Annotated in this window: 21 protein-coding genes and 1 other RNA gene; all 22 read left to right on the forward strand. The window is 43.2% G+C overall.

Annotated features, from left to right (window positions below):
* The first annotated feature begins 11 nt into the window (after positions 1 to 11).
* A complete protein-coding gene (locus ODU41_RS09610) occupies positions 12 to 671 on the forward strand; it encodes an amino acid ABC transporter permease (protein ID WP_012027947.1) in 660 nt (219 codons plus the stop codon).
* A gap of 9 nt (positions 672 to 680) precedes the next feature.
* Positions 681 to 1,427 (forward strand): amino acid ABC transporter ATP-binding protein, encoded by a 747-nt coding sequence (locus ODU41_RS09615; RefSeq protein WP_012027946.1) that lies wholly within the window; start codon positions 681 to 683, stop codon positions 1,425 to 1,427.
* 364 nt (positions 1,428 to 1,791) lie between these two features.
* On the forward strand, positions 1,792 to 2,733 hold the full coding sequence (locus ODU41_RS09620; protein ID WP_002939863.1) for a LacI family DNA-binding transcriptional regulator: 942 nt from the start codon (positions 1,792 to 1,794) through the stop codon (positions 2,731 to 2,733).
* 180 nt (positions 2,734 to 2,913) lie between these two features.
* Positions 2,914 to 9,222, forward strand: coding sequence for a pullulanase (locus ODU41_RS09625; protein ID WP_208546200.1), 6,309 nt, complete (start codon positions 2,914 to 2,916; stop codon positions 9,220 to 9,222).
* 345 nt (positions 9,223 to 9,567) lie between these two features.
* Positions 9,568 to 11,016 carry a PTS sugar transporter subunit IIC gene (locus ODU41_RS09630; protein ID WP_023371749.1) on the forward strand — a complete coding sequence of 483 codons (1,449 nt, stop codon included), beginning with the start codon at positions 9,568 to 9,570 and terminating at the stop codon, positions 11,014 to 11,016.
* Positions 11,017 to 11,074: 58 nt separating this feature from the next.
* Positions 11,075 to 11,353 carry a PTS sugar transporter subunit IIB gene (locus ODU41_RS09635; protein WP_009910950.1) on the forward strand — a complete coding sequence of 93 codons (279 nt, stop codon included), beginning with the start codon at positions 11,075 to 11,077 and terminating at the stop codon, positions 11,351 to 11,353.
* A gap of 62 nt (positions 11,354 to 11,415) precedes the next feature.
* A complete protein-coding gene (locus ODU41_RS09640) occupies positions 11,416 to 11,901 on the forward strand; it encodes a PTS sugar transporter subunit IIA (protein ID WP_014736516.1) in 486 nt (161 codons plus the stop codon).
* 10 nt (positions 11,902 to 11,911) lie between these two features.
* Positions 11,912 to 12,574 carry a 3-keto-L-gulonate-6-phosphate decarboxylase UlaD gene (locus ODU41_RS09645; RefSeq protein ID WP_208546199.1) on the forward strand — a complete coding sequence of 221 codons (663 nt, stop codon included), beginning with the start codon at positions 11,912 to 11,914 and terminating at the stop codon, positions 12,572 to 12,574.
* Positions 12,575 to 12,579: 5 nt separating this feature from the next.
* Positions 12,580 to 13,443 (forward strand): L-ribulose-5-phosphate 3-epimerase, encoded by an 864-nt coding sequence (locus tag ODU41_RS09650; RefSeq protein WP_109372087.1) that lies wholly within the window; start codon positions 12,580 to 12,582, stop codon positions 13,441 to 13,443.
* Positions 13,443 to 14,159, forward strand: coding sequence for an L-ribulose-5-phosphate 4-epimerase (locus tag ODU41_RS09655; protein WP_024387349.1), 717 nt, complete (start codon positions 13,443 to 13,445; stop codon positions 14,157 to 14,159). Before ODU41_RS09650 ends, ODU41_RS09655 begins: the two co-directional genes overlap by 1 nt.
* Positions 14,160 to 14,243: 84 nt before the next feature.
* The gene (locus ODU41_RS09660) at positions 14,244 to 14,861 is read left to right on the forward strand and encodes a hypothetical protein (protein ID WP_014638762.1); all 618 of its coding nucleotides are present in this window, start codon (positions 14,244 to 14,246) and stop codon (positions 14,859 to 14,861) included.
* Between the two features lie 124 nt (positions 14,862 to 14,985).
* Entirely contained in the window at positions 14,986 to 16,674 is a 1,689-nt protein-coding gene (locus ODU41_RS09665) for a transcription antiterminator (protein ID WP_024405421.1), read from the forward strand.
* 109 nt (positions 16,675 to 16,783) lie between these two features.
* Positions 16,784 to 17,875 (forward strand): L-ascorbate 6-phosphate lactonase, encoded by a 1,092-nt coding sequence (gene ulaG, locus ODU41_RS09670; protein ID WP_208546198.1) that lies wholly within the window; start codon positions 16,784 to 16,786, stop codon positions 17,873 to 17,875.
* Positions 17,876 to 18,086: 211 nt separating this feature from the next.
* Complete coding sequence (gene tkt / locus ODU41_RS09675; RefSeq protein WP_024395431.1) at positions 18,087 to 20,057, forward strand: transketolase; 1,971 nt, start codon at positions 18,087 to 18,089, stop codon at positions 20,055 to 20,057.
* Between the two features lie 280 nt (positions 20,058 to 20,337).
* Positions 20,338 to 20,859, forward strand: a complete 522-nt coding sequence (gene tadA, locus ODU41_RS09680; protein WP_012027934.1) for a tRNA adenosine(34) deaminase TadA — start codon at positions 20,338 to 20,340, stop codon at positions 20,857 to 20,859.
* 42 nt (positions 20,860 to 20,901) lie between these two features.
* An RNA gene (ffs, locus tag ODU41_RS09685) (signal recognition particle sRNA small type) lies at positions 20,902 to 20,991 on the forward strand.
* A gap of 138 nt (positions 20,992 to 21,129) precedes the next feature.
* Positions 21,130 to 21,678 (forward strand): hypothetical protein, encoded by a 549-nt coding sequence (locus ODU41_RS09690; RefSeq protein ID WP_024384338.1) that lies wholly within the window; start codon positions 21,130 to 21,132, stop codon positions 21,676 to 21,678.
* Between the two features lie 40 nt (positions 21,679 to 21,718).
* Complete coding sequence (locus tag ODU41_RS09695; RefSeq protein ID WP_105184261.1) at positions 21,719 to 23,140, forward strand: glycosyltransferase; 1,422 nt, start codon at positions 21,719 to 21,721, stop codon at positions 23,138 to 23,140.
* Between the two features lie 103 nt (positions 23,141 to 23,243).
* A complete protein-coding gene (locus ODU41_RS09700; protein WP_074391233.1) occupies positions 23,244 to 24,593 on the forward strand; it encodes a glucose-6-phosphate isomerase in 1,350 nt (449 codons plus the stop codon).
* A 255-nt stretch (positions 24,594 to 24,848) separates the two neighbouring features.
* Entirely contained in the window at positions 24,849 to 25,589 is a 741-nt protein-coding gene (locus tag ODU41_RS09705; RefSeq protein WP_208546196.1) for a metallophosphoesterase, read from the forward strand.
* A gap of 7 nt (positions 25,590 to 25,596) precedes the next feature.
* Positions 25,597 to 25,830, forward strand: coding sequence for a hypothetical protein (locus ODU41_RS09710; RefSeq protein ID WP_052501760.1), 234 nt, complete (start codon positions 25,597 to 25,599; stop codon positions 25,828 to 25,830).
* Positions 25,831 to 25,954: 124 nt separating this feature from the next.
* Positions 25,955 to 26,653: a 2,3,4,5-tetrahydropyridine-2,6-dicarboxylate N-acetyltransferase gene (gene dapD / locus ODU41_RS09715; protein WP_024376132.1), complete on the forward strand. Its 699-nt coding sequence runs from the start codon at positions 25,955 to 25,957 to the stop codon at positions 26,651 to 26,653.
* Positions 26,654 to 26,655: the final 2 nt, after the last annotated feature.

Genomic DNA, 26,655 nt, shown 5'->3' on the forward strand with positions numbered 1-26,655 from the left:
CAGGAGAAACAATGACAGAGAGAGTATGGCAACTATTGCTTGATTCATTTTCACAAATACTTGTTCCAGGATTGTTGGTGACTATCCCACTGACAATCCTGTCTTTTACCTTTGGCTTGTTAATTGCTATTGGGACGGCCTTGGTGCAAATTGCTCAGATTCCCATTCTCAAACAAGTGGCTCGTTTCTATATTTGGGTTGTTCGAGGAACACCACTCTTGGTTCAACTCTATGTGATATTCTTTGGGCTACCAAGTCTAGGAATTGTCTTGGATGCCTTTCCGTCGGCGGTTTTGGTTTTTTCTGTCAATACAGGTGCCTACGCTGCGGAAACCATACGGGCTTCTATCGAGTCCGTGCCTAAGGGGCAGTTGGAGGCTGGCTATTCTGTCGGGATGAGTTTTGCCCAGACCATGCGTCGGATTATTCTCCCGCAGGCCTTTCGAGTGGCCTTCCCGCCCTTGTCCAATACCTTGATTGGATTGGTCAAGGATACATCGCTGGCTGCCAATATTACCGTCTTGGAGATGTTTATGGCAACTCAGCAGATTGCAGCAAGGACCTACGAACCTTTTGCCCTCTATTGTGAGGTGGCCCTTGTTTATCTATTCTTTTCAACTATTTTGACCAAGCTTCAAGCCTATGGTGAGAAGAAGTTGGCAGTCTATTAGGAGGTTCAGATGATTCAAGCAAATGGAGTAAAGCTGACCTTCGGTGGTCAGCAGGTGTTAAAAGGAATTGATGTAGAGGTCAATCCAGGTGAGGTGGTCGTCATTTTAGGTCCGTCTGGATCAGGAAAAACGACTCTTCTTCGTTCTTTAAACTTTTTGGAAAAAGCTGACGCGGGTCACTTAGTCTTCGGTGAGGACAGCTATGACTTGGCTCAGATGACCAAGAAGGAAATTGCAGGCATTCGCAAGCGCACAGCCTTCGTTTTTCAAAACTATAATCTCTTTGCCAACAAGACTGCCTTACAAAATGTGACGGAAGGTCTGATTGTGGCTCGGAAAGTACCCAAACAAGAGGCTGAAAGAATCGGTAAAGCAGCCCTGGACAAGGTGGGACTATCTGATAAATATGGTTTCTATCCAAGTCAGCTGTCCGGTGGTCAGCAGCAACGGGTCGGCATTGCCAGAGCCATTGCGACCAATCCAGAGGTCATCTATTTTGATGAACCAACCTCGGCCTTGGATCCTGAGTTAATTGGTGAAGTCCTGGCTGTCATGATGCAGTTGGCAAAAGAAGGTATGACCATGGTGGTTGTGACGCACGAGATGGGCTTTGCGCGTGCGGTAGCTGATCGAGTCATATTTATGGATGGTGGTCGGATTATCGAAGAAGGTCGACCAGAAGACATTTTTGACCAGCCAAAAGAAGAACGTACTAAGCAATTCTTAGCTCGCATTCAAAAGGTAGATGTTGAGTAAGCTAAGCAAATTAATTTATCTCATTCATTTCCATAATCGTACAGAAAATGGACAGAATTTGACAATGATACTTCAATTGTTAGACATTGATTGGTCTAGCGGTTGGAGTATTTTTTGTTTAGAGGGAATGGGTATTCTTATATAGTACTTTTAGCACGATGCGATGAGCCGCAGGCATAGATGAAGTTAGGCAAGGGAGCTAAGGAAGTAATAGAAGGAAAACTAAATGATGATAAATGTATTCGAAAGGTCTTTACTTTTTAGTAATAAATAGTATATAATAACCTAAAGAAAACGTTTGCATAATTTTGACTGTTTGCTTGCTAAAAGATAAGCAACAGAAATAGAATTAGGGAGGAGTTCTATGACGACATTAGCCGATGTGGCTAGGTTAGCCAATGTATCAAAGATGACTGTTTCGCGTGTCATCAACCATCCAGAACAAGTTACACAAGAGCTGCGGACGCTCGTAACAGCTGCGATGGAAGAATTAAACTATAAGCCAAATGTGGCGGCCAAGGCCTTGGCCCAGCAACGGACACTGATTGTTCAGGCTGTCATTCTCGAAAAGATGGATGTGGTAGAGCCGTACTATATCGACCTTCTTGCGGGAATCGCTGATGAGCTCAATCATCGAAATTATACCTTGCAGTTGGTGACCAATCCAAGTCAGATTACTGATCAATGTGATGGTTACATTGTGACTGGTGCTCGAAAGGATGACTACCCCTGGCTGAAAGGGTTGCGGAAGCCGTTGATTTTATTTGGGGAGAATCAAGAAGGCCTTCCTTTTGTAGATTCAGACAATCGTTTGGCGACTAGGTCCGCAACCCAGTTTGCTTTATCAAAAGGTTATGAGAGGATTGTTTTTGTAGGGATTGACTTGCCAGAAGCTTTTGAAAAAGGGAGAGAAGAAGGCTACAAAGATGCGATGCAGGGCCGAGAAACTCATCTCTATCGATTGGAAAATCGTTCTCGTGTTGCGGAAGAATTTGTGAAAAATCTTGATTATTTACCAGAAAACACCTGCTTTATCTGCGCATCGGATCGTCTCGCTCTTGGGGTTACAAGAGGTTTACAAGCTCTAGGAAAGTCTATTCCGAATGACGTTGGGGTGATTGGTTTTGACGGCTTCTTTTTAGATCGGATGTCCAGACCAGCCTTGACGACGATGAAGCAGCCGATTCGTCAAATGGGGGCTCTTAGCGTCAAACATTTAATGACGATATTGGATGGCAAGCCTCTGGCTAGACAGGGGCATTACTGCCAGGCGACGTTAATTGAAAGAGAGACTACACCTCAGTAGTCTCTTTTTTGGTCAGTGGGCGGTCTAGGAGCAAAAGAAGGGGGAGCTATTTATTCTATTTTTGTTAGATAGTAGCCCAAAACTTGTTACCGCTAACATTTAAGAAAACGTTTGCAAAGACTCCTTGGAATTGTATATACTGGTAGTGTACAATTCAAACTTATTTATATGGAGGAGTCTATGAAAAAGAAATCCGTTCAGAATATGAAACGAACAGGGATGCTAGAGAAGAAACAGATTTTTGGCATTCGTAAACTAAATGTAGGTGTAGCCTCTGTTGGGATTGCGGCTGCTCTGTTTTTAAGTGGAGCAGGTCAACTAGTGCAGGCAGAGGAAGTTGTCCTCCCTGCGTCAACTAGTTCAACGACTCTTTCGGAACAGGATGGCGGCGCGGTAGAAGCGACCACAACTGCGATAGAAGCTACAGATTCTATGGTAGCTGAAGCGACAGCGGTAACAGAAACAGCCGATGCAACTGCTTCAGAGGAAGCTCCTATCGAAGAAGGCAGCATTCGTCTGCACTTTGAAAATGTAGATGAAACAGCACCAGAAAGTCAAGGGCTTTGGACTTGGGGAGGAGTGGCAGAGCCGTCCGATGGTAATCAATGGCCAACGGATACAGCGAATTTTTCAAGCAGTCAGGTAGATGACTACGGCCATTATGTTGATATTAAAAAATCTGAGACACCAGGAACGATTGGCTATCTGGTCCTCAAGAATGGGGAAAAAATAACAGAATCGGACCAAAAAGTGGAGCTACTGGTCCCTGAGCAGAATGAAGCCTGGATCGCTAGTGACTATAGCGTGTCTAGCTATGAGCCGCTCAAAGATGAAAATGTTCTCCGCATCAACTACACCCGTGAAGACAACAATTATGAAGGTTGGGGCGTTTGGACTTGGGGCGATACGACTGAAGCGAGTGATGGCTGGCCAACAGGTGCCGTTGATTTTAAACTTGGCAAATACGGAGCTTATGTTGACATTCCTCTATCGAACGGTTTAGATTCTAAGCTTGGATTTCTACTAATCAATCAGAATAATCCAGATCTTGCGGGCAATAAATCGATTGATTTAGCCTTTGCAGATCGTAAACGGCATAGCCAAATTTTCCTTCGAAATGGTGACGACAAAGTCTATACAAATCCATATTTTATCGAAGAGAAAGTAGAACTCGATACCAGCAAGGCGACTCCGGGTACAAAAAATGTGACTGTTGAGGCTAGTAGCAAAGCACCATTCAACTACAATGAAAGTGGCTTGGTATCTGTAACTGTCACTAACCCTGAAAATGCTGAGATTGTCAAAATGGAAGTCGATACAAGTGCCATCGGCGGAGGTCTTGTGCCAATTTCTACTGAGCTCAATCGTGTGACCATTAAAGCGACGTCTAGCACAGCGCCAGGTACCTATAGTCTTCCTGTAAAGGTCTATGACAAGGACAACGGTTACTACGAAACCAGCCTAGATGTGACCATTACAGAGCGTATCAAGGCAGATGGTGAAAAAGACTGGGACGAGCAAGTTATCTACTTCATGATGACAGACCGTTTCTATAATGGAGACACTAGCAATGACAAGCTAGTGGAAGGAACAGCCTCCAACCCACGCGGTCTTTACCAGGGCGGTGACTTCAAAGGAGTGACAGCCAAGCTGGACTACTTGAAAGAATTGGGTGTGGACTCTATCTGGTTGACTCCGATTGTGGAAAATATTCCACAGAATGTTGGTAGCGCAACAGATGGAGAGTACTATGCTTACCATGGTTATTGGGCATCCAATTTTGAGAAACTAAATCCGCATTTGGGAAGTTTAGCCGATTTCCACGAATTGATTGATGCCGCGGCAGAAAAAGGAATAAACATTGTTGTTGACGTGGTGCTTAACCATGCTGGCTATGGTACAGAAGAAACCTTTGCAGGTATGGTACGGACTAAGGAAGAAGACAAGCAGGGAGATGACCAATTAGGCTCATTATCTGGATTACCAGACTTCAAGACAGAAGAAGCAGCTGTTCGCAATCAGTTGGTTGCTTGGCAGGCATCTTGGTTGGAACGCTCAACAACTGCCAAGGGCAACTCTATCTATGGCTTCCGTGTTGATACCGTCAAACACGTTGATGATACCACATGGCAACATTTCAAAAATGAATTGGTAGATAGAGATCCTGACTTCCACTTAATTGGAGAAACATGGGGGGCTAACTATAAAGATACCAAGGGTGACTTGGGTATCGGTACTATGGACAGCTTGTTGGACTTTGGCTTCAAGGATATTGCCAAATATCTGGTCAATGGTCAACTAAAAGCAGCTGGGAAAGAGCTGGAAGAACGTAGCAAGGTTCTGACCAGTGCAGCTTCTCTGGGTCAATTCTTGGGCAGTCATGACGAAGATGGTTTCCTCTACAGTCTCGGTGGCGCAGAAAAAGAAGGAAATCTGGACAAACTGAAATTGGCTGCTAGTCTTTTGATTACTGCTAAAGGTCAGCCAGTCATTTACTACGGTGAAGAAGTGGGGCAATCTGGACAAAACAACTGGCCAGTTTATGACAACCGGTACGATTTCGATTGGAGCAAGGTAGAGACTAGCGACATCACAGACCACTATCAGAAATTGTTGGCCTTCCGTAATGCCAATTCAACATTGCTCTCACGTGGTGATACAAGCACACTTGCTGGAAATGATAGCCAAGGTTGGCTTATCAGCAAACGCAGTTACCAAGATCAAGCTGCCTATCTTGTCTTCTCAACCAATACCGAGAACAAGGAAATGGCGCTTGAAGTATCTGGTAAAGATGTAGTTGTCACAGATGCCTACACAGGAAAATCTTATCAAGCTATCGAGAAAGACGGTAAATGGGTTGTTCAAGTCGAACTGCCAACAATCGGTCAAGGTGGCACCATGCTCCTTCAGACAGAAGCAGGTGACATCGTCAATGCAAGTGTGCAAGGAGCGACTGAAGAACCAATTGAAGCAGGTTACTTCCGTGTTCACTTTAAAACTCTACCATCTGATAATTTATCTAGCCTAGGTTTATGGACATGGGATGATGTCGAAAAACCATCGTCAGATCTTGGTGCTTGGCCAACAGGTGCAACCAATTTCAGTACTGCTAAGCAGGATGATTATGGCTATTATCTTGATATCAAGATGAAAGATGAAACAGCCAGCAGGATTAGTCTGTTGATTAATAACACTTCTGGTGATAACATCACAGGTGACAAGACCATTGAACGGATTAGCACCAAGATGAATGAAGCTTGGTTTGATGAAAACTACCAACTCAGCCTCTATCAACCGCTTAAAGAAGGCTACATCCGTATCAATTACTTCCGTACCGATGGCAATTATGACCAAAAAGGTCTCTGGATCTGGGGTGATGTGACTGGCCTTACCTTGGGTGACTGGCCAAATGGTATTGATTTTGAAAACCAAGGCAAGTACGGTGCCTATATTGATGTCAAATTAACAGAATTACCAAGTTCCATTGGCTTCTTGCTATTGGATGAAAGCAAGTCAGGAGATGATGTGAAGATTCAACAGAAAGATTATAGCTTTAAAGATTTGAAAAATCAGACACAAATCTTCCTCAAAGATGATGATGCGACTATTTACACCAACCCTTATTTTGTCAATAATGTCCGTGTGACAGGCGTTTCTCATGTTAGCCTAACAGCTTTAGAAACAGCCTTTACAACATTGGAAGGTGCGGATAAGGATAGCATCTTGGAGAAATTGTCTGTAACAGATAAGAATGGTCAGACAGTTGCTGTGACGGACCTTGTCTTGGACCTTACCAGCAACAAGGTGCGAGTCCTCGGGGATTTTAACCAAGAAAATGCGGGCTATACCCTCAAATATGGCAATGATAGCTTCACAACAACTATGAGCTGGCAGTTGAAGGATGAGCTCTATGCTTATGATGGAGAGCTTGGTGCGCGTGTGCGTCAGGCTGGTAGTGTCGTTGATATGACCCTATGGTCTCCAAGTGCAGACAGTGTGGCAGTCGTTCTTTACGATAAGGATGATCAATCTAAGGTGGTCGGTAAATTGGCCATGACCAAGGGGGATAAGGGACAATGGGACCTCGAATTGAACAGTCACTCAGGTCTTGGTATTTCGGACTATCGTGGTTATTACTACCATTATGAAATCACTCGCGGGAATCAATCTGTTCTTGTTTTAGATCCATATGCTAAGTCTTTAGCGGAGTGGAATAGTGATTTGGCAGATACAGATCCATCTTATCGTATTGCCAAAGCGGCGATTGTGGATCCATCAGAAGTTGGTCCAAGCGATTTGGACTATGCCACAATTCCTAACTTCAATCAGCGTGAAGATGCGATTATCTATGAAGCACATGTTCGTGACTTCACATCAGATCCTGCAATTTCGGATGAATTGACTGCTCAGTTTGGTACCTTTGCAGCCTTTGCAGAGCGTCTCAGCTACCTCAAGGAATTGGGTGTGACTCATATTCAATTATTGCCTGTTATGAGTTACTATTTTGTCAATGAATTGAAAAATGCAGAGCGGATGAGCGAGTACGCATCAAGCAACAGTAACTATAACTGGGGTTATGATCCACAGAGCTACTTTGCCTTTACAGGTATGTATTCTACAGATCCGACAGATCCAATGAAACGCATCGAAGAGTTCAAAAACCTGGTCAATGAAATCCACAAACAAGGCATGGGTGTGATTTTGGATGTGGTCTATAACCACACTTCTAAGACCTTCTTATTTGAAGACTTAGAGCCAAACTATTATCACTTCATGGAGGCAGATGGTACAGCTAAATCAAGCTTTGGTGGTGGTCGTCTGGGAACCACTCACTACATGAGTCGCCGTGTCTTAGTTGATTCCATCAAGTATCTTGTGGATGAGTTTAAGGTAGATGGTTTCCGCTTCGATATGATGGGGGACCATGATGCCGAAGCAATTGAGCTGGCCTTTACTGAGGCTCAAAAACTCAATCCAAACATCATTATGCTTGGTGAAGGATGGAGAACCTTTACAGGTGATGCCAATCAGCCTGTTCAGCCAGCGGACCAAGACTGGATGAGTTCAACAGATACGGTTGCGGTATTCTCAGATGAAATTCGCAATACACTTAAATCTGGTTATCCAAACGAAGGTCAGCCAGCCTTTATCACAGGTGGTGCTAAGAGTGTAGAATCTGTCTTCAATAACATCAAGGCACAACCAGGTAATTTCTTGGCAGATGATCCAGGTGATGTGATCCAGTATATTGCTGCTCATGATAACTTGACCCTCTTTGATATCATTGCTCAGTCCATCAAGAAGGATCCATCAATTGCTGAAAATTACACTGAAATTCACCAACGTCAACGCTTGGGTAATTTGCTAGTCTTGACTGCTCAAGGGACACCGTTTATCCATTCTGGTCAGGAGTATGGACGGACCAAACAGTTCCGCCATCCTGATTACAAGGAGCCAGTTTCAGAGGACAAGGTACCAAACAAGGCGCATTTGTTGACCAATGCAGATGGTACGCCATTTGACTATCCATACTACATTCATGATTCTTACGATTCATCGGATGCGGTCAACAAGTTTGACTGGACCAAAGCGACAGATGAGACTCTCTATCCAGAGAATACCCGTACTCAGGCCTTTACAAAAGGATTGATTGCCTTGCGCAAATCTACAGATGCTTTCCGTTTGGGAACGAAAGAAGAAGTTGAACAGAAGGTTAGCTTGATTTCAATTCCAGGTCAAAATGGCATTGCTAAAAATGATGTGGTCATTGCCTATCAAACCATTGCAAACAATGGGGACCGCTATGCTGTTTTTGTCAATGCCGACAGTAAGGAGCGCAGCTTTGTTCTTTCTGATAGTTACAAAGAATTGCTTAAGGGTCAAGTGCTGGTCGATGGTAAGCGGGCTGGAATAGCAGCGCTGACTGATTTGGTAGGTGTGACATTGACAGATGATGCAGTTGTCCTTGCGCCATTGACTGCAACGGTGATTCGCTTGCCTTACATCACTACGGCAGTTCCAGATACAGCGCCTACTGCTGAAGAAAAACCAAGTCTAGACTTTACTACCAAGGAACGTACAGAGGAAAAAATTCTTCCTATCGTAGAGGAAATTCGCTATGATGCAAGTCTCTCTACCGATCAATCTTATGTCCTTCAAGAAGGCAAAACTGGTAAGAAAGTTCGGGTTTATCAGGATGTCTTGATTGATGGTAAGGTAGTTGCTACTAATTTGTTATCAGAAACAGTTGTCGATAGCGAAACACGTATTGTTGTTAAGGGTGGTATGGAGGCTAAGGATGTGGTAGAAAAACCAAACCTTTCTACTCCAACAGCTCAAGCGTCTGAACAAACCACACGTGCATCAAACAAAGAAAGCCTACCAGCTACTGGTGACCGACAAAGTGATTTGGCACTTCTAGGTCTCGGACTTGCTGGACTTGGTTTGACAGTTGCTGCGCAAGGAAGAAAGAAAAAATCGGAAGAATAATATTTGGCTCTCCAGTGGAGCACTACTCAAAACCTTGTGAATCTTTTATAAATACAAGGATTGAGAGTATCACTTCCCTCTAGAAGAGGTTGGTTTTAAACCAACCTCTTCTTTTATGTTTTTTTGAAGTTCTTCTAATTTTTTAGGTAAAATAATGTCTATTTATTGATTATTGGAATAAATGGGCTGGTGAACGATAGGAAGGAATTCTGATTAAATCAGCCATTAAAGTTCGGAAATAGTCCAATAGTGAACACAAGCCTGTGCTTTATTTGGTCTTTTTGTTTCCGCTTACATAACTTATAATAAAACCATAAAAATCATTTCAAAAAAGGAGAATGAAAAATGGATTTCCTTCAAACCCCATTAAACTGGTTCTCACAGAATATCCTGCAGAATCCAGCCTTCTTCGTAGGTCTTTTGGTATTGGTGGGCTATGCCCTTCTAAAGAAAAAGCCTCATGATGTTTTTGCAGGGTTTATCAAAGCGACAGTCGGCTATATGATTTTGAACGTAGCAGCTGGTGGTTTGGTAACAACCTTCCGTCCGATTTTGGCGGCCTTGAACTATAAGTTCCAAATTGATGCGGCAGTTATTGACCCTTACTTTGGTCTTGCAGCAGCAAATGGGAAAATTGCTGAGGAGTTCCCTGATTTCGTATCGGCAGCCACTACAGCTCTCTTGATTGGTTTCGGTGTCAACATCCTCTTGGTGGCACTACGTAAGGTTACAAAAGTACGTACTCTGTTCATCACTGGACACATCATGGTACAACAAGCGGCAACAGTCTCATTGATGGTACTCTTCCTCATCCCGGCTCTTCGTAACCAATTCGGTACAGCAGCGATCGGTATCATCTGTGGTATCTACTGGGCTGTCAGCTCAAATATGACAGTTGAAGCAACGCAACGATTGACAGGTGGCGGTGGATTTGCCATCGGTCACCAACAACAATTCGCTATCTGGTTTGTCGATAAGATTGCACCAAAACTTGGTAAAAAAGAAGAAAACTTGGATAATTTGAAGCTACCTAGCTTCCTCAACATCTTCCACGATACAGTTGTTGCTTCAGCGACATTGATGCTTGTGTTCTTCGGTGTGATTTTGTTCATCTTGGGTCCAGAAATCATGGCAAATCCAGAAGTTATCACTTCAGGTGCTCCATACAACCCAGCTAAACAAGCTTTCTTTATGTATGTGATTCAAACAGCCTTCACCTTCTCAGTATATCTTTTCATTTTGATGCAAGGTGTCCGCATGTTCGTAGCAGAATTGACAAATGCCTTCCAAGGTATCTCAAGCAAATTGCTTCCTGGTTCATTCCCAGCGGTGGACGTTGCAGCTTCTTACGGCTTTGGTTCATCTAACGCAGTTCTTTCAGGTTTTGCCTTCGGTTTAATCGGTCAGTTGATTACAATCGTTCTCTTGATTGTTTTCAAGAGTCCAATCCTCATCATCACTGGTTTCGTACCTGTATTCTTCGATAACGCAGCTATCGCAGTGTACGCTGACAAACGTGGTGGTTGGAAAGCGGCAGCCATCCTTTCCTTCATCTCAGGTGTCCTTCAGGTTGCCCTTGGTGCAGTCTGCGTTGGTTTGCTTGAATTGAGCGGTGGTTACCACGGAAACATTGACTTTGAAGTGCCATGGTTACCATTTGGATTTGCATTTAAGTACCTCGGTATTGCTGGTTATGTTCTTGTCTGCCTCTTCTTATTGGCTATTCCGCAACTTCAATTTGCGAAAGCAAAAGATAAGGAAGCGTACTATCGTGGCGAGGCACAAGCAGAATAGTATCCTTGGTCTGTAAAATCAGAACATAATGTATTAAAAATAAAATAGGAGTGAAATTATGGTTAAAGTTTTAACAGCCTGCGGAAACGGCATGGGCTCATCTATGGTCATCAAGATGAAGGTAGAAAACGCCCTTCGTCAACTCGGCGTAACAGATTTTCAATCAGCTTCTTGCTCAGTCGGTGAAGCAAAAGGTTTAGCGGCAGGATATGATATTGTCGTAGCCTCTAACCACTTGATTTCTGAGTTGGAAGGTCGCACGAAAGGTCACTTGGTTGGTCTTGACAACCTCATGGACGACAACGAAATCAAAACAAAATTACAAGCAGTGCTATAAATAGCCGTTAGGGGTAGGGAGTTTCCCTCCCCCTTTCATATAGCGTGTAGAAGGGAAAAACTATGAATTTACAAAAATCATTTACAGAAAATAATTCCATTCGCTTGGGATTGACAGCGGAAACCTGGCAGGAGGCTGTTCACAAGGCTGTTGAACCCTTGATTGACAGCGGTGCTGCGACAGAAGAATACTATGATGCTATTATTGCTTCGACCGAAGAATATGGTCCCTACTATGTGCTCATGCCTGGTATGGCTATGCCTCACGCCCAAGCAGGTGTTGGTGTCTTGAAGGATTCCTTTGCTTTGATTACCTTGACAAAACCAGTCGTCTTCTCAGATGGGAAAGAAGTGTCTGTTCTGCTCACTCTTGCAGCTACCGATCCAAAGATTCATACATCCGTAGCTATTCCACAAATCATTGCCCTCTTCGAATTGGAAAATTCCATCGAGCGTTTGATTGCTTGTCAAACTCCTGAGGAAGTCTTGGCAATGGTGGAAGAGTCCAAAAACAGTCCTTACCTAGAAGGTTTAGATTTAGAAAGTTAGGAGAAAAAACATGAAACATATTCCAAATTTACAAGTTGCCCTTGACCATTCAGACTTGCAGGGAGCGATTAAAGCAGCTGTCTCCGTTGGTCATGAAGTGGATGTCATCGAGGCAGGTACGGTTTGTTTGCTTCAAGTTGGTAGCGAATTGGTAGAAGTGCTACATAGCCTTTTCCCAGACAAGATTATCGTTGCAGATACCAAGTGTGCGGATGCGGGTGGTACTGTGGCTAAAAACAATGCTGTTCGTGGTGCGGACTGGATGACTTGTATCTGTTCAGCAACTATTCCAACTATGGAAGCGGCTTTGAAGGCTATCAAGGAAGTTCGTGGCGACAAGGGTGAAATCCAAATCGAACTCTATGGTGACTGGACTTATGAACAGGCTCAGCTTTGGTTGGACGCAGGTATTTCCCAAGCGATTTACCACCAATCGCGTGACGCCCTCCTTGCAGGCGAAACCTGGGGTGAAAAAGACTTGAACAAGGTGAAAAAATTGGTTGACATGGGCTTCCGTGTTTCTGTAACAGGAGGTCTTGATGTGGACACACTTAAATTGTTCGAGGGTGTAGATGTCTTCACCTTTATCGCAGGTCGCGGTATTACAGAAGCAGCAGATCCAGCAGCAGCGGCGCGTGAATTTAAAGACGAAATCCGTCGTATCTGGGGGTAAGGCCTATGGCACGACCAATCGGAATATATGAAAAGGCAACGCCCAAGCATTTCACATGGAAGGAACGCTTGGAGTTTGCCAAAGAATTAGGTTTCGACTTTGTGGAGATGTCGGTGGATGAGAGCGATGCTCGTTTGGCGCGTTTGGAATGGACCAAGGAAGAGCGTTTAGACTTGGTCAAAGCAATTTATGAAACAGGTGTCCGCATTCCGACCATTTGCTTCTCAGGTCACCGTCGCTACCCGCTTGGCTCCAATGACCCTGCTCTTGAAGCCAAGTCCTTAGAAACCATGAAACAGTGTATCGAACTGGCTCAGGACTTGGGTGTCCGTGTCATCCAGTTGGCTGGCTACGATGTTTACTATGAAGAAAAATCGCCTGAAACTAGAGAGCGTTTCATAAAGAATCTCCGTCAGGCTTGCGATTGGGCAGAACAGGCTCAGGTCATGTTGGCCATTGAGATTATGGATGATCCATTTATCAACTCCATTGAAAAATACCTAGCCGTTGAAAAAGAAATCGACTCGCCTTATCTCTTTGTCTATCCAGATACTGGAAATGTGTCTGCTTGGCACAATGACATTTACAGCGAATTTTACCTGGGACACCGTTCCATCGCAGCCCTTCACTTGAAAGACACTTATGCGGTAACTGAGAACTCCAAGGGGCAATTCCGTGATGTCCCATTTGGTCAGGGCTGTGTGGAATGGGATAATATGTTTGCAGTCTTGAAAAAAACCAACTACCAAGGTCCATTCTTGATTGAGATGTGGTCTGAAAACTGCCAAACAGTTGAGGAAACACGTGCAGCGATTAAAGAGGCACAAGATTTTCTCTATCCATTGATTGAGAAAGCGGGGTTGAACTAATGCCAAAAGATTTACAGGAAATGCGCCAACGGGTCTATGAAGCCAACATCGCTCTACCCGCCCACGGTCTTGTCAAATTCACCTGGGGTAACGTATCAGAAGTCTGCCGTGAACTCGGTCGCATCGTCATCAAGCCGTCTGGTGTGGACTATGAAAAATTGTCACCAGAAAACATGGTGGTGACGGACTTGGATGGAAATGTGGTAGAAGGTGATCTTAATCCGTCATCTGATTTGGCGACCCACGTTGCCCTCTACAAGGCTTGGCCAAATGTACACGCTGTTGTGCATACACATTCGACAGAGGCAGTAGGTTGGGCTCAGGCTGGTCGTGACATTCCATTTTATGGAACAACACACGCAGATTATTTCTATGGTCCGGTACCATGTGCCCGTTCCTTGACAGCTGAGGAAGTGAACACTGCCTATGAAAAAGAAACCGGTGCAGTTATCATCGAGGAATTCGAGCGTCGTGGCATCGATCCAGTCGCCGTTCCAGGAATTGTTGTCCGTAACCATGGACCATTTACCTGGGGCAAGGATCCTGCTCAGGCAGTTTACCATAGCGTTGTCCTTGAGGAAGTGGCTCGGATGAACCGCTACACCGAACAAATCAATCCACGGGTGGAGCCAGCTCCAAGCTATATCATGGACAAGCATTACCTCCGTAAACATGGTCCTAATGCCTACTATGGACAAAAGGGTGACGAACATTAAGTTCTTGTGTGAAAAAAACAGTAGGGAAAAGTAGCAGACTCCCCAAAAGGGAGAACTGCTTTTTCCCTTTTGATGAGGAGAAAGATGAGGAAATTTTTACAGGATAGTCTGACAGAGACAGCCTACTATTTAGAATTGATTTTATCTGCCATACTTGGCTTAGCCCTTTTAGCCTTGTCAGCGCTTCTTTTTGCAGACCTGCTCAGCTCATTAGCTGGTGATATCCAAGCGGATACGTTTATTCAAAATTTTCTGAGTCGTGCAATGACCTTGGCGGTCGGAGTCGAATTTATTAAAATGCTTTGCAAACAGTCACCTAGCACCGTGATTGAGGTACTCCTGGTTGCCATTGCTCGCCAACTGATTGTAGAGCATGGTTCTAGTAGTGATTACTTGATTGGAATTATTTCGGTCGCCATCCTATTTGCAGTGCGAAAATACCTCTTCACTCAGTTTGATGATTCCAATAATATTATCATGCGTGCCAGCCAGAAAGTAAAAGTGGCTAATATCATCGCACGAGTAAAAATTCCAAGTGAAGGTAGTGAGACTTTGAGAGATTTTGTGACACGAAAACTCAATGAAGAAGAGAAAACCATTGCTATTGGTGCCTGTGTATATTTGAAAAATGTTGCCCTTCGGATAGATAATATGCACGGAGAACTGATTACCCGGGTAGAAATTATTAAAAGCATCTATTAATTCTAACTACAAATATTTATGCAATGTAAAACAAGTAATGATCAGATGAATTTTAATAATTATTAGAATATCCCAGATAATTATGTTAAGATAGTAACGGGACGGGGGAAAGAGGAGGAGAATCTTGTTATTAGATAAGAGTAGTTGCGCTCTACTGAGGTACCTGATTGGTCTACAGGAACCTGAGACAATCATGGCTATTTCCAAGGGCTTGCAACAATCACGTCGAAAAATCTATTACCATCTAGAAAAAATCAATGATGCCCTACCAACAACTGTAGAGAGTATTGAAAGCTTACCTCGCCTCGGTATTCGACTTACCGAAGCGCAAAAACTAGCCTGTCGAGATCTTCTCGATTCCATTGATTCGTACACCTACGTCATGAGCATGCCTGAGCGCATTCAGCTGATGTTGGTATATATCTGTATCACACCAGAAAGAGTGACCATTGAACGGCTAATGGAGTTGACAGAAGTCTCTCGTAATACGGTCTTAAATGATTTGAATGAAATTCGAACCCAGTTGGCTCAAGAACAATACAAGATGACCCTCTATGTGTCTAAGAGTCAGGGCTATAGTCTGGTTTGTCACCCTTTAAATAAAATCCAATATGTCCACTCGCTTCTCTATACCATCTTCTTGGACGCCAATAAAGGTTTTTTGCAGGTTCTAGAAGATAAGTTATTTGAGTTGGTGGGGTGTCAGTTACTCTTCTCAGAAGAAATGGCACAATTTTTACAGGGACAAGTATCGCAGCTAGAAAAGAAACTGGGCAAGAAAATCAATCGCTACGAAATCGAGTTTATGCTCAAAGTATTGCCTTTCTTGCTCCTTAGCTATCGCAATATGGAGCTGGATGACTTGGAAGAACGAGCCATTCTCAAAGAATTTGAACAAGTTCGAGAGCGTATCGAGTACCGAGTTGCTCAGGAATTGAAAGATGCCTTGTTGCAAACCTTTGATTTGAAATTGGATGAAATAGAAATCTCCCTGATTGCCATTCTACTCCTATCCTATCGAAAGGATAGCGATGTTCATGTATTCAGCCAAGATTTCATTGACTTGAAGCGTGTGGTAGAGCGATTTATTCATCATTTTGAGATACATTCACCATTTGAATTGGAAAATCCAGATGAATTAGCCAAACATCTCTTGGCACATTGCAAGGCTCTGTTGTTCAGAAAAACCTACGGCATCCTATCTAAAAATCCAATGGTCCAACAAATCCAAGATAAATACGGCACCCTGTTTGCTATGACGCGGGTTTCTGGAAAGATTTTGGAGGAGGAGTGGCAGATTGAGTTATCCGATGGAGATATTGCCTATTTGACGATTCATCTAGGAGGTGCTATTCGACGTAGTGGGACGCGCAAGGCACAGACACAGATTGTCTATTTAATCTGTGATGAAGGGGTGTCAGTCCAACGCTTACTTTATAAACAATGCCAGCATCACTTGCCAGATAAGAAGATTGGCGCCGTCTTTACCACTGAACAATTCAAGAGTGTCGAAGACTTACTAGAGGTTGATTTCTTGATTACAACCAGCGATGGGTTGGAAACGGATTTCCCTTTGGTGCAGGTTCACCCCATTTTAGATTTTGATGATGTGCTAAACATGACTCATTTTGCAAAATATCGTAGTTTGGCAGATGAAAAACAAGTTTTTGCAGTAGAACTAGACAAGCTTTTGTCGGGATATATCGCAGACGGAAGGACCGCTCGAGAACTCAAACAACGGCTACAAAAACTGATTACCAATGAATTATTAACCAATTTATCCAGTCAAGATATTGAAACAGATCTGTATTAGGGTAAAGTCCAAGTGTGAACACAAGCCTGTGTTTTATTTGGTCTTTTTTTTGTTGCCTTTGGAGCATATACTAGAAGCATAGAAACGTACCTTATAGGAGGAATGGAAAATGGCTAAAGTTCAAGATATTACAAGAGAATCCTGGATTCTTTCAACCTTCCCAGAATGGGGAACTTGGCTCAATGAAGAAATTGAAGAAGAAGTAGTGCCAGAAGGCAACTTTGCTATGTGGTGGCTTGGAAACTGCGGTGTCTGGATTAAAACACCAGGTGGTGCGAACGTGGTCATGGACCTCTGGTCATCACGTGGAAAATCCACTAAAAAAGTGAAAGATATGGTTTGGGGACACCAGATGGCTAACATGGCAGGTGTGCGCAAATTGCAACCAAACTTGCGTGTGCAGCCAATGGTTATCGACCCATTTGCCATCAATGAATTGGACTACTACCTAGTATCGCACGTCCACAGTGACCACATGGACATCAGCACAGCCGCTGCCATCATCAACAATCCTAAATTAGACCATGTCAAATTTATCGGTCCAGTTGAAAGTGGCGATATCTGGGAAAAATGGGGCGTTCCAGCTGACCGTATCATCCGTATCGCACCAGGTGATAGCTTTGAGTTTAAAGACATCAAGGTCCACGCTGTAGAATCCTTCGACCGTACTTGCTTGGTGACCTTGCCAATCGAAGGTTATGACGAAAATGGTGGCAAACTGGCAGGACTTCCTGTGACAGATGAACTCATGGCTCGCAAGGCAGTCAACTATGTCTTTGAAACGCCTGGCGGAACCATCTACCATGGTGCAGACTCCCACTTCTCAAACTACTTTGCAAAACACGGTCGTGACTTCAACATCGACGTTGCTATCAACAACTACGGTGACAACCCAATCGGTATCCAAGACAAGATGACCTCAATCGACCTTCTCCGTATGGCGGAAAACTTGCGTGCTAAGGTAATCATCCCTGTTCACTACGACATCTGGTCTAACTTCATGGCGTCAACAGATGAAATCCTACAGCTCTGGAAAATGCGTAAGGAACGCTTGCAATACAATTTCCATCCATTCATCTGGGAAGTTGGTGGCAAGTATACTTACCCGATGGACAAGGACCGTATTGAATATCACCACCCACGTGGCTTTGACGATTGCTTCTTAGAAGATTCAAATATTCAATTTAAGGCTTTGTTATAAGATTTAGAACTCTCTTGCCCCATAGAGACGAGGAGAGGCACTATAAACTCTGATAAAGTATGAAATGTGCGAATTACTACTGTTCACTCCAAGGGCGGGACGAAAGTCCTGCCTCTTTTCTACGGACAATTTATTTCTCGCTTCATTTCAAACAGACATAGAAAACGCTTTATGGTATAATAAATTCATGACTTTAAAAAAGGAGAAAAACATGTCAAATCTTTCAGTCAATGCGATTCGTTTCCTTGGTATTGATGCCATCGAAAAATCAAAATCAGGTCACCCGGGTGTCGTCATGGGTGCGGCTCCAATGGCCTACAGCCTTTTTACTAAAGAACTTCGTATCAACCCAGCTCAGCCAAACTGGGTGAACCGTGACCGCTTTATCTTATCAGCAGGTCATGGGTCAATGCTCCTCTACGGACTTCTTCATTTGTCAGGATTTGAAGATGTCACTATGGATGAAATCAAGAACTTCCGTCAATGGGGTTCAAAAACACCAGGTCACCCAGAATTTGGTCACACAGCAGGTGTAGATGCGACTACAGGCCCTCTTGGACAAGGTATCTCAACTGCGACAGGTTTTGCGCAAGCAGAGCGTTTCCTTGCAGCGAAGTACAACCGCGATGGTTTCCCAATCTTTGACCACTATACTTACGTAATCTGTGGTGATGGTGACTTGATGGAGGGTGTTTCAGCAGAAGCGGCTTCTTACGCAGGTCTTCAAAAATTAGAAAAACTCATCGTTCTTTATGATTCAAACGACATCAACTTGGATGGCGAAACAAAAGACTCCTTCACAGAAGATGTGCGCGCTCGCTACAATGCTTATGGCTGGCATACAGACCTCGTAACAGATGGTACAGATGTAGATGCCATCTTTGCTGCTATTGAAAAGGCAAAAGCAGCTGGTAAGCCATCTCTTATCGAAATCAAGACTGTTATCGGTCATGGTTCACCAAACAAACAAGGTACAAATGCCGTTCACGGTGCTCCACTTGGTGCAGAAGAAACAGAAGCAACTCGTAAGGCGCTTGATTGGAACTATGGTCCATTTGAAATTCCAGCTGAAGTCTATGCGGATTTCAAAGCTAATGTAGCTGATCGCGGTGCAGCAGCCTACGATGCTTGGGTGAAATTAGTTGAAGACTACAAAGTAGCTCATCCAGAATTAGCAGCTGAAGTAACAGCTATCTTGGAAGGTCGTGACGTAGTTGAAATCAAGCCAGAAGACTTCCCAGTTTATGAGAATGGCTTCTCACAAGCAACTCGTAACTCATCACAAGATGCGCTCAACGCAGCGGCTAAAGTCTTGCCAACCTTCCTTGGAGGTTCAGCTGACTTGGCTCACTCAAACATGACCTATATCAAGGAAGATGGTTTGCAAGATTCAGTAAATCCACTCAATCGCAATATTCAGTTCGGTGTGCGTGAATTTGCCATGGGAACTATCTTGAATGGTATGGCAGCCCACGGCGGACTTCGTGTCTATGGTGGTACCTTCTTTGTCTTCTCAGACTATGTAAAAGCAGCAGTTCGTTTGTCAGCTCTTCAAGGACTTCCTGTGACTTATGTCTTCACTCATGACTCTATCGCAGTTGGTGAAGATGGTCCAACTCACGAGCCGATTGAGCACTTGGCAGGACTTCGTGCTATGCCAAACCTCAATGTTTTCCGTCCAGCAGATGCGCGTGAAACACAGGCAGCTTGGTACTTGTCATTGACTAGCAAGTCTACACCATCAGCCCTTGTTCTCACTCGTCAAAACTTGACAGTTGAAGAAGGAACAGACTTTGACAAGGTTGCAAAAGGGGCTTATGTTGTCTATGAAGCAGCAGGCTTTGATACAATCCTTCTTGCATCTGGTTCAGAAGTGAACTTGGCTGTCAAAGCTGCCAAAGAACTAGAAGCAGCAGGCACTAAGGTTCGTGTGGTTTCTGTGCCATCAACTGAACTCTTCGATGCACAAGATGCTGCCTACAAGGAAGAAATCCTACCAAATGCTATCCGTCGTCGTTTGGCTATCGAAATGGGTGCTACTCAAAGCTGGTACAAGTATGTCGGCCTTGACGGTAAAGTCCTTGGTATCGACACATTCGGTGCCTCTGCTCCAGCCCAAACAGTTATTGACAACTACGGCTTCACAGTAGAAAATGTTGTGAAATTAGTTGGCGAATTGTAATAGAAAATGTCAGAGACAGCCTTTCGAGGCTGTTTTTGACATTTTTTTAAAAATTTTCTTGACAATATCGACAATAGATGATATATTAATATCTGTAAATATCGATATTGCTCCCCCTACCTTCTCGAATGAGGAGGTATTTTTATATTTTTAAGTTAATAGAAGGGCAGAATTTTGAAAGAAATGTGTGATAAGGAAGAAGTAGTGTTAGGTTAATTTTGATAGCAGAGAATAAAGAAGTGATTTTGAACTGTTATCAGGGCTGTGCTATAATAGATTTATGAACTATACACATGAAGAAAAAGAGTATTTTATGACTCAAGCATTGCAAGAAGCTAGAAAGTCGCTAGAAAAGGATGAAATTCCAATTGGTTGTGTGATTGTCAAGGATGGCCAGATTATTGGCAGAGGGCATAATGCGCGTGAGGAACTCAATCAGGCAATCATGCACGCTGAGGTGATGGCAATCCAAGAGGCTAACAATGTTGAGGGGAATTGGCGCCTGCTTGATTCGACCCTTTTTGTGACGATTGAACCTTGTGTGATGTGTAGCGGAGCTATTGGCCTAGCACGCATTCCGCAGGTCATCTATGGAGCAACCAACAAAAAGTTTGGAGCTGCAGGTAGCCTCTATGACATTCTGACAGATGAGCGGCTCAACCATCGTGTCAAGGTAGAAACAGGTATTTTAGAAGCGGAATGTGCCAATATCATGCAAGATTTTTTCAGACAACGCAGAGAAAGTCAGAAGGCTGCTAAACTTATCATGAAGACGCAAGAGGAAGCAACTTCGGATAGCTAGTTAATATTCCAAACTTGCACTCTGGCCAAATTGTGTTATAATATTAAACGGAGCAACATTCGTGCGTGAAGCGGGTCAGGGGAGGAATCCAGCAGCCCTAAGCGAGGTCGAGTGTGTGCTCTTTTTGCGCATAATCTAAAAACCCTTTGAAATCAGGATTTCAGAGGGTTTTCTTTGGCTTATTTTTAGAAATGAGGGGCAAAATAGGGGCAACTTAAGAAAACTTTTTGGATGCTCTGCTATTCTACTGAGGAATAAGGAGGAAAGCCTATGTTTTTATTTGCCTTTCCAGGTATGGGAAAAACGACACTTGCTAAGAAATATACAGATGTTGTGGACTTAGAAATGTCTGACATTAAGTACGATAATAGCAGTGTTCGCCATTTAACGAAAGAAGAGCGAAAATCCACCAAACGTCCACTGAAGGATAAACGCTATAAAACAATCTATGTCAATAAGGCCTACACTCTTCATAGACAAGGAAAGACAGTCCTAGTAGCGCTGAATTTTCTGATGAGAATGTTGCTGGCCATGTCTATACGCGGTGGTGTGCCATTTCATATCTATATTCCCCACCCTTCTCTCAAAGAAGAATACCGCCAACGTTACATTTCAAGGGGCAACAACGACCGGTTCATCTTTGAAGTCATGTTCATTTGGTATCCTGCCCTCATTCCGCTTTACCTACTATCGAAGATTTTCCCGAAATGGATTACAGTAACCCAGTCGGGAGAGACTTTGGAGGATTATCGCTTGAAGAGTCTCTCTATTAGAAAAGACTGTTACCATAAAGGACTTGTTAAAGGAATGGTATTATAGTAAAATGAGGTGGAGATTAAATAGAAATTAGGAATCCTTTATGAAAGTAGCCTTCTGTGTAACTGATTCACACATTGACTATGTTATTACCACTATTGAAGCCATTTGTACTTATCATTCCACGGTAAAAGTAGCCATTCTTTCATCTGATTTATCAGATGTATCTAGGAAAAAGTTAAATCGTCTTCCAATCGAAGAACTAAGACTTTATACTGAGCTAGATAGAGGCAAGGTTGAGAAACTTCCAATGACAATGCACCATATCACATTGGAAACTTATTTTAGGTACTTTTTACCAGAATTACTATCTGACTGGGATAAGGTACTCTATTTGGACAGTGACTTACTAATTGCGGGAGATCTGACAGAATTTTGGGAAACAGATCTTTCAGATGCCTACTTAGCTGGGGTATCAGAATTGGATATTATTCGACATTATGCGGCCTACAAGAAGAGTATTGGCTTTGAATTAGATGAACTTTATGTGAATGCAGGTGTCTTATTGATGAACCTAGAAGCAATGAGACGAGATAATATCACAAATCTACTTTTCGCAGAAACAGAGCGTTTGACGGGACAGATTCAGTTTCAGGACCAAGATGTTATAAATATTGCTCTGAAGGGTAAAATCGTAGAGGTACCATTACGATATAACTATACTGCTGAGGCTATGCGACAAAATCGTTTACCGATTGAAGAAGTAGCAATATTCCATTACAATTCTGCTCATATTAAGCCTTGGATAAAATGGGATAAAAATTGGGAATCTCCTGTAGGTGAGATTATTTCTCTTTGGAGAAATAATTATAAGGAAGTAATGAAAGCGTACGGTGGTGTCAGTGTCATTGTAGCTTTTCGGAACCAAGAGGAAACATTAGGTCACACCCTATCAGCTCTTGTTAACCAGGCTTTTCATAATATAGAAATTATATTAGTTGATGCAAACTCCGATGATCAATCTTCGACAATTTGTCAAACTTTTGCTCAGCGAGACAGTCGTATTCAGTATCACTACCAGGCTGCCACATCATTAAACCAAGCTAGAGAGAGGGGATTACGGGCAGCAAGTAGACCATATATTCTTTTTGTTGAAGAGGGTGATTTTGTTTTTGATGAAGGTATTGCCGTTCTATATAAATTAGCAGAGTCAACCGAGTCGGATGTGTTAGTAGGTGCATTTGCTAGATTTAGAAGTGGTCGTTTTCAATTCCTCCCCTATCCTCCATATAGATTAGCACGTAAGTCACTCTCCACAATTGCGAATGAAATGCAGGCATCGAATGCGCGTCATCTATTTTATAAAAAGGTCTGGGGAAATCTCTATCGAAGAAATATACTGATGGGGCTTCGTTTTACTGGGGATGACCAGCAACAAGAAACATTTGTCTGGGGAGCTCTTCAGCGAGCTCAGAATATTTATGTTTTAAACCAACAAGTCTATGTTTGTCGAGTAAAGGAATAAGCTGTCATAAAACATTTCATGAAAATAAATGAAAATTGATAAATTTCTTGAAAAAAATATGATAAAGCGTTATCATATTATGGTACATAAATGGAGGAAAAACATGACACATATTACATTTGATTATTCAAAAGTTTTGGGCCAATTCGTTGGAGCTCAAGAAGTAGAATACATGCAACCACAAGTTACCCTTGCAGACCAAATGCTCCGTCAAGGAACAGGTCCTGGTAACGACTTTATTGGCTGGTTGGATTTGCCAGAAAACTACGACAAAGAAGAGTTTGCTCGTATCAAGGAAGCTGCAGCTAAAATCCAAAATGAAAGTGAAGTTTTGGTAGTTATCGGTATCGGTGGTTCTTACCTTGGTGCTAAAGCAGCTATTGATTTCTTGAGCAATGCCTTTGTAAACTTGCAAACACGTGAAGAGCGCAAAGCTCCACAAATCCTTTACGCAGGAAACTCAATCTCATCAAGCTACCTTGCTGACTTGGTAGACTACGTGGCAGACAAGGATTTCTCAGTTAACGTGATTTCTAAATCAGGTACAACAACTGAGCCTGCGATTGCTTTCCGCGTCTTCAAAGAATTGCTTGTGAAGAAATACGGTCAAGAAGAAGCTAACAACCGTATCTATGCGACAACTGACAAGGCAAAAGGTGCTGTTAAGGTTGAAGCGGACGCAAATGGTTGGGAAACCTTTGTTGTTCCAGATGATGTCGGTGGTCGTTTCTCAGTCTTGACTGCAGTTGGTCTTTTGCCAATTGCAGCAGCTGGTGCGGATATTGATGCCCTTATGGAAGGTGCAAACGCAGCTCGTACGACATTTACATCTGATAAAATTGCTGAAAACCAAGCATACCAATACGCTGCAGTGCGTAACATTCTTTACAGAAAAGGATATGTAACAGAAATCTTGGCTAACTACGAGCCATCACTGCAATACTTCAGCGAGTGGTGGAAACAATTGGCAGGTGAGTCAGAAGGTAAGGACCAAAAAGGTATCAACCCAACATCTGCTAACTTCTCAACAGACTTGCACTCTCTTGGACAATTTATCCAAGAAGGAAACCGCAACATCTTTGAGACAGTGGTTCGTGTTGACAAACCAAGAAAAAATATCTTGATTCCTGAAATGGCAGAAGACCTTGACGGTCTTGGCTACTTGCAAGGTAAGGACGTTGACTTTGTAAACAAAAAAGCAACGGACGGCGTACTTCTTGCCCACACAGATGGTGGCGTACCAAACATGTTTGTGACCCTTCCACAACAAGATGAGTTCACACTTGGTTATACCTTCTACTTCTTCGAGTTGGCGATTGCTATCTCTGGTTACCTCAATGCGATTAACCCATTTGACCAACCAGGTGTAGAAGCCTACAAGAAAAATATGTTCGCTCTTCTTGGCAAGCCAGGATTTGAAGAACTCGGTGCAGAATTGAACGCACGTTTGTAAGAAAATGAAACTTTAAGCCCGCCTATCAGAGTTCGTGTCAACATCTCAGCGTAGTGGTTAATTGGTTTAAACGATCCAGTGGAGTGAAACAGTTCGGGTAACTGTTTCAGCTGGTCACCTTAAAACTAGAAAGTGACCACAGAAGAACCTACATGTTTGGAAGTGAGGGGGACTCTTTTTGACTAGTCGAATTCTTTTCCGCTCCCTTATTTCGGTTCAATAAGGTGAAGGAGATAGAAAGTAAGCGGAGATGATATGAAAAAAGATTTTTTTGTAATCGGTGATGTCCATGGAAAGTTTGAACTTCTACTCGATATTTTAAAGAAATGGGATGAAAAGCGACAACAGCTGATTTTTCTTGGGGATTTGATTGACCGTGGAGAAAATTCAAAGGCTTGCCTAGAGTTGGTTTGGCAATTAGTCCGAGAAAAAGGTGCTATCTGTCTGACTGGGAATCATGAACGAATGTTTTTGGCTTGGCTACGTGACCCCTTGGACCGCTACGATCACTATCGGAGAAATGGTGGAAATACGACCATCAATTCCTTACTGGGGCGTCCCTTGGATGCACCGGTAGATGGCCTGGTGGATGCCAATACAGTGATGGAACAATATGAGGACCTGATTGATTTTGTCAAATCTTGCCCCTATCATATGGAGACTGGGAGCTATATCTTTGTCCATGCAGGAGTTGATTTGACCTTACCAGATTGGCGTGAAACCAATAATCATGATAAGGTTTGGTTACGCACCCCTTTCCATGAGGCAGAAAATACCACAGGAAAAATGATTGTCTTTGGACATACACCTGTGTATAACCTCTTTCAAACTCAACTTCGCATTAGTCAAATCTGGACCAGTCCAGATGGGAAAATGGGAATTGACGGAGGAGCTGTTTACGGCGGAGTTCTCCATGGGATTGTACTGGATGATGCGGGTCTGGTACAGGATTACATCGTCGAATCTGTCAATCCGAGAAAAGAAATTGAAGATTAGATGATGATTGAAAATTAGGACTGAAGACTTCTTTACATTACTCAAAGGTGATGTAGCCTACAAGTCGGATTCAACAGCTGGAATCTATACTAACCAGGATGCAAAATTTTTCTTAACTGAAGTAAAACCTGAAAATCCTGTTACTGGCAATGCTGTTTTTGATATTACAGAAGAGACAGCAAATGATCCAAGTATTCAATTAAGAATTCAAACAAGATTTTTGCAACAGAGACTGGCTTAATAAATCTTCAATAATATTACAGGAGGCTAACTTAGCCTCTTTTTCATTTTTTTGCATTTCTTCCCAAATTTTCAGAAAATTTTGATATAATAGAAAAAATATTATTTTTAGATTGGAAAATATTATGACTGCACAAAAAATGACTGCACAAGAAATCATTGCCTTTATTGGTAATGCTGTGAAGAAGACAACTGTTAAAGTAACCTTTGAAGGTGAATTGGCTGGGCCTGTTCCTGCTGAAGTGACAAAGCTTGGTAATGTCCTCTTCGGTGACTGGAAAGACGTCGAGCCACTTTTGGCAAACTTGACTGAAAATGTAGACTACGTGGTTGAGCAAGACGGCCGCAATTCAGCTGTGCCTTTGCTGGACAAGCGGAACATCAATGCTCGTATTGAACCAGGTGCCATTATCCGTGACCAAGTGACAATCGGTGATAATGCCGTTATCATGATGGGTGCGGTCATTAACATCGGTGCGGAAATCGGCCCAGGTACCATGATTGACATGGGTGCTATCCTTGGTGGTCGTGCGACGGTTGGTAAAAACAGCCACATCGGTGCAGGTGCGGTCCTTGCAGGTGTTATCGAGCCAGCTTCGGCTGAGCCAGTGCGTGTTGGCGACAATGTTTTGGTCGGTGCCAATGCCGTTGTAATCGAAGGAGTGCAAATCGGTAGCGGCTCTGTTGTCGCAGCGGGTGCTATTGTGACCCAAGATGTCCCTGAAAATGTTGTGGTGGCAGGTGTGCCAGCCCGCATCATCAAGGAAATCGACGCTCAAACCCAACAAAAAACAGCCTTGGAAGAGGCTTTGCGGACACTCTAAGA

This window comes from Streptococcus sp. 2022WUSS083, assembly GCF_044427155.1.
GTDB lineage: Bacteria > Bacillota > Bacilli > Lactobacillales > Streptococcaceae > Streptococcus > Streptococcus hashimotonensis.

Coding starts and splice junctions, on each gene's coding strand:
- ODU41_RS09630 (WP_023371749.1), top strand. CDS start 9,568: ATGGATTTCCTTCAAACCCCATTAAACTGGTTCTCACAGAATATCCTG.
- ODU41_RS09620 (WP_002939863.1), top strand. CDS start 1,792: ATGACGACATTAGCCGATGTGGCTAGGTTAGCCAATGTATCAAAGATG.
- ODU41_RS09700 (WP_074391233.1), top strand. CDS start 23,244: ATGACACATATTACATTTGATTATTCAAAAGTTTTGGGCCAATTCGTT.
- tkt (WP_024395431.1), top strand. CDS start 18,087: ATGTCAAATCTTTCAGTCAATGCGATTCGTTTCCTTGGTATTGATGCC.
- ODU41_RS09660 (WP_014638762.1), top strand. CDS start 14,244: ATGAGGAAATTTTTACAGGATAGTCTGACAGAGACAGCCTACTATTTA.
- ODU41_RS09705 (WP_208546196.1), top strand. CDS start 24,849: ATGAAAAAAGATTTTTTTGTAATCGGTGATGTCCATGGAAAGTTTGAA.
- ODU41_RS09695 (WP_105184261.1), top strand. CDS start 21,719: ATGAAAGTAGCCTTCTGTGTAACTGATTCACACATTGACTATGTTATT.
- ODU41_RS09635 (WP_009910950.1), top strand. CDS start 11,075: ATGGTTAAAGTTTTAACAGCCTGCGGAAACGGCATGGGCTCATCTATG.
- ODU41_RS09650 (WP_109372087.1), top strand. CDS start 12,580: ATGGCACGACCAATCGGAATATATGAAAAGGCAACGCCCAAGCATTTC.
- dapD (WP_024376132.1), top strand. CDS start 25,955: ATGACTGCACAAAAAATGACTGCACAAGAAATCATTGCCTTTATTGGT.
- ODU41_RS09610 (WP_012027947.1), top strand. CDS start 12: ATGACAGAGAGAGTATGGCAACTATTGCTTGATTCATTTTCACAAATA.
- ODU41_RS09655 (WP_024387349.1), top strand. CDS start 13,443: ATGCCAAAAGATTTACAGGAAATGCGCCAACGGGTCTATGAAGCCAAC.
- tadA (WP_012027934.1), top strand. CDS start 20,338: ATGAACTATACACATGAAGAAAAAGAGTATTTTATGACTCAAGCATTG.
- ulaG (WP_208546198.1), top strand. CDS start 16,784: ATGGCTAAAGTTCAAGATATTACAAGAGAATCCTGGATTCTTTCAACC.
- ODU41_RS09640 (WP_014736516.1), top strand. CDS start 11,416: ATGAATTTACAAAAATCATTTACAGAAAATAATTCCATTCGCTTGGGA.
- ODU41_RS09625 (WP_208546200.1), top strand. CDS start 2,914: ATGAAAAAGAAATCCGTTCAGAATATGAAACGAACAGGGATGCTAGAG.
- ODU41_RS09645 (WP_208546199.1), top strand. CDS start 11,912: ATGAAACATATTCCAAATTTACAAGTTGCCCTTGACCATTCAGACTTG.
- ODU41_RS09690 (WP_024384338.1), top strand. CDS start 21,130: ATGTTTTTATTTGCCTTTCCAGGTATGGGAAAAACGACACTTGCTAAG.
- ODU41_RS09615 (WP_012027946.1), top strand. CDS start 681: ATGATTCAAGCAAATGGAGTAAAGCTGACCTTCGGTGGTCAGCAGGTG.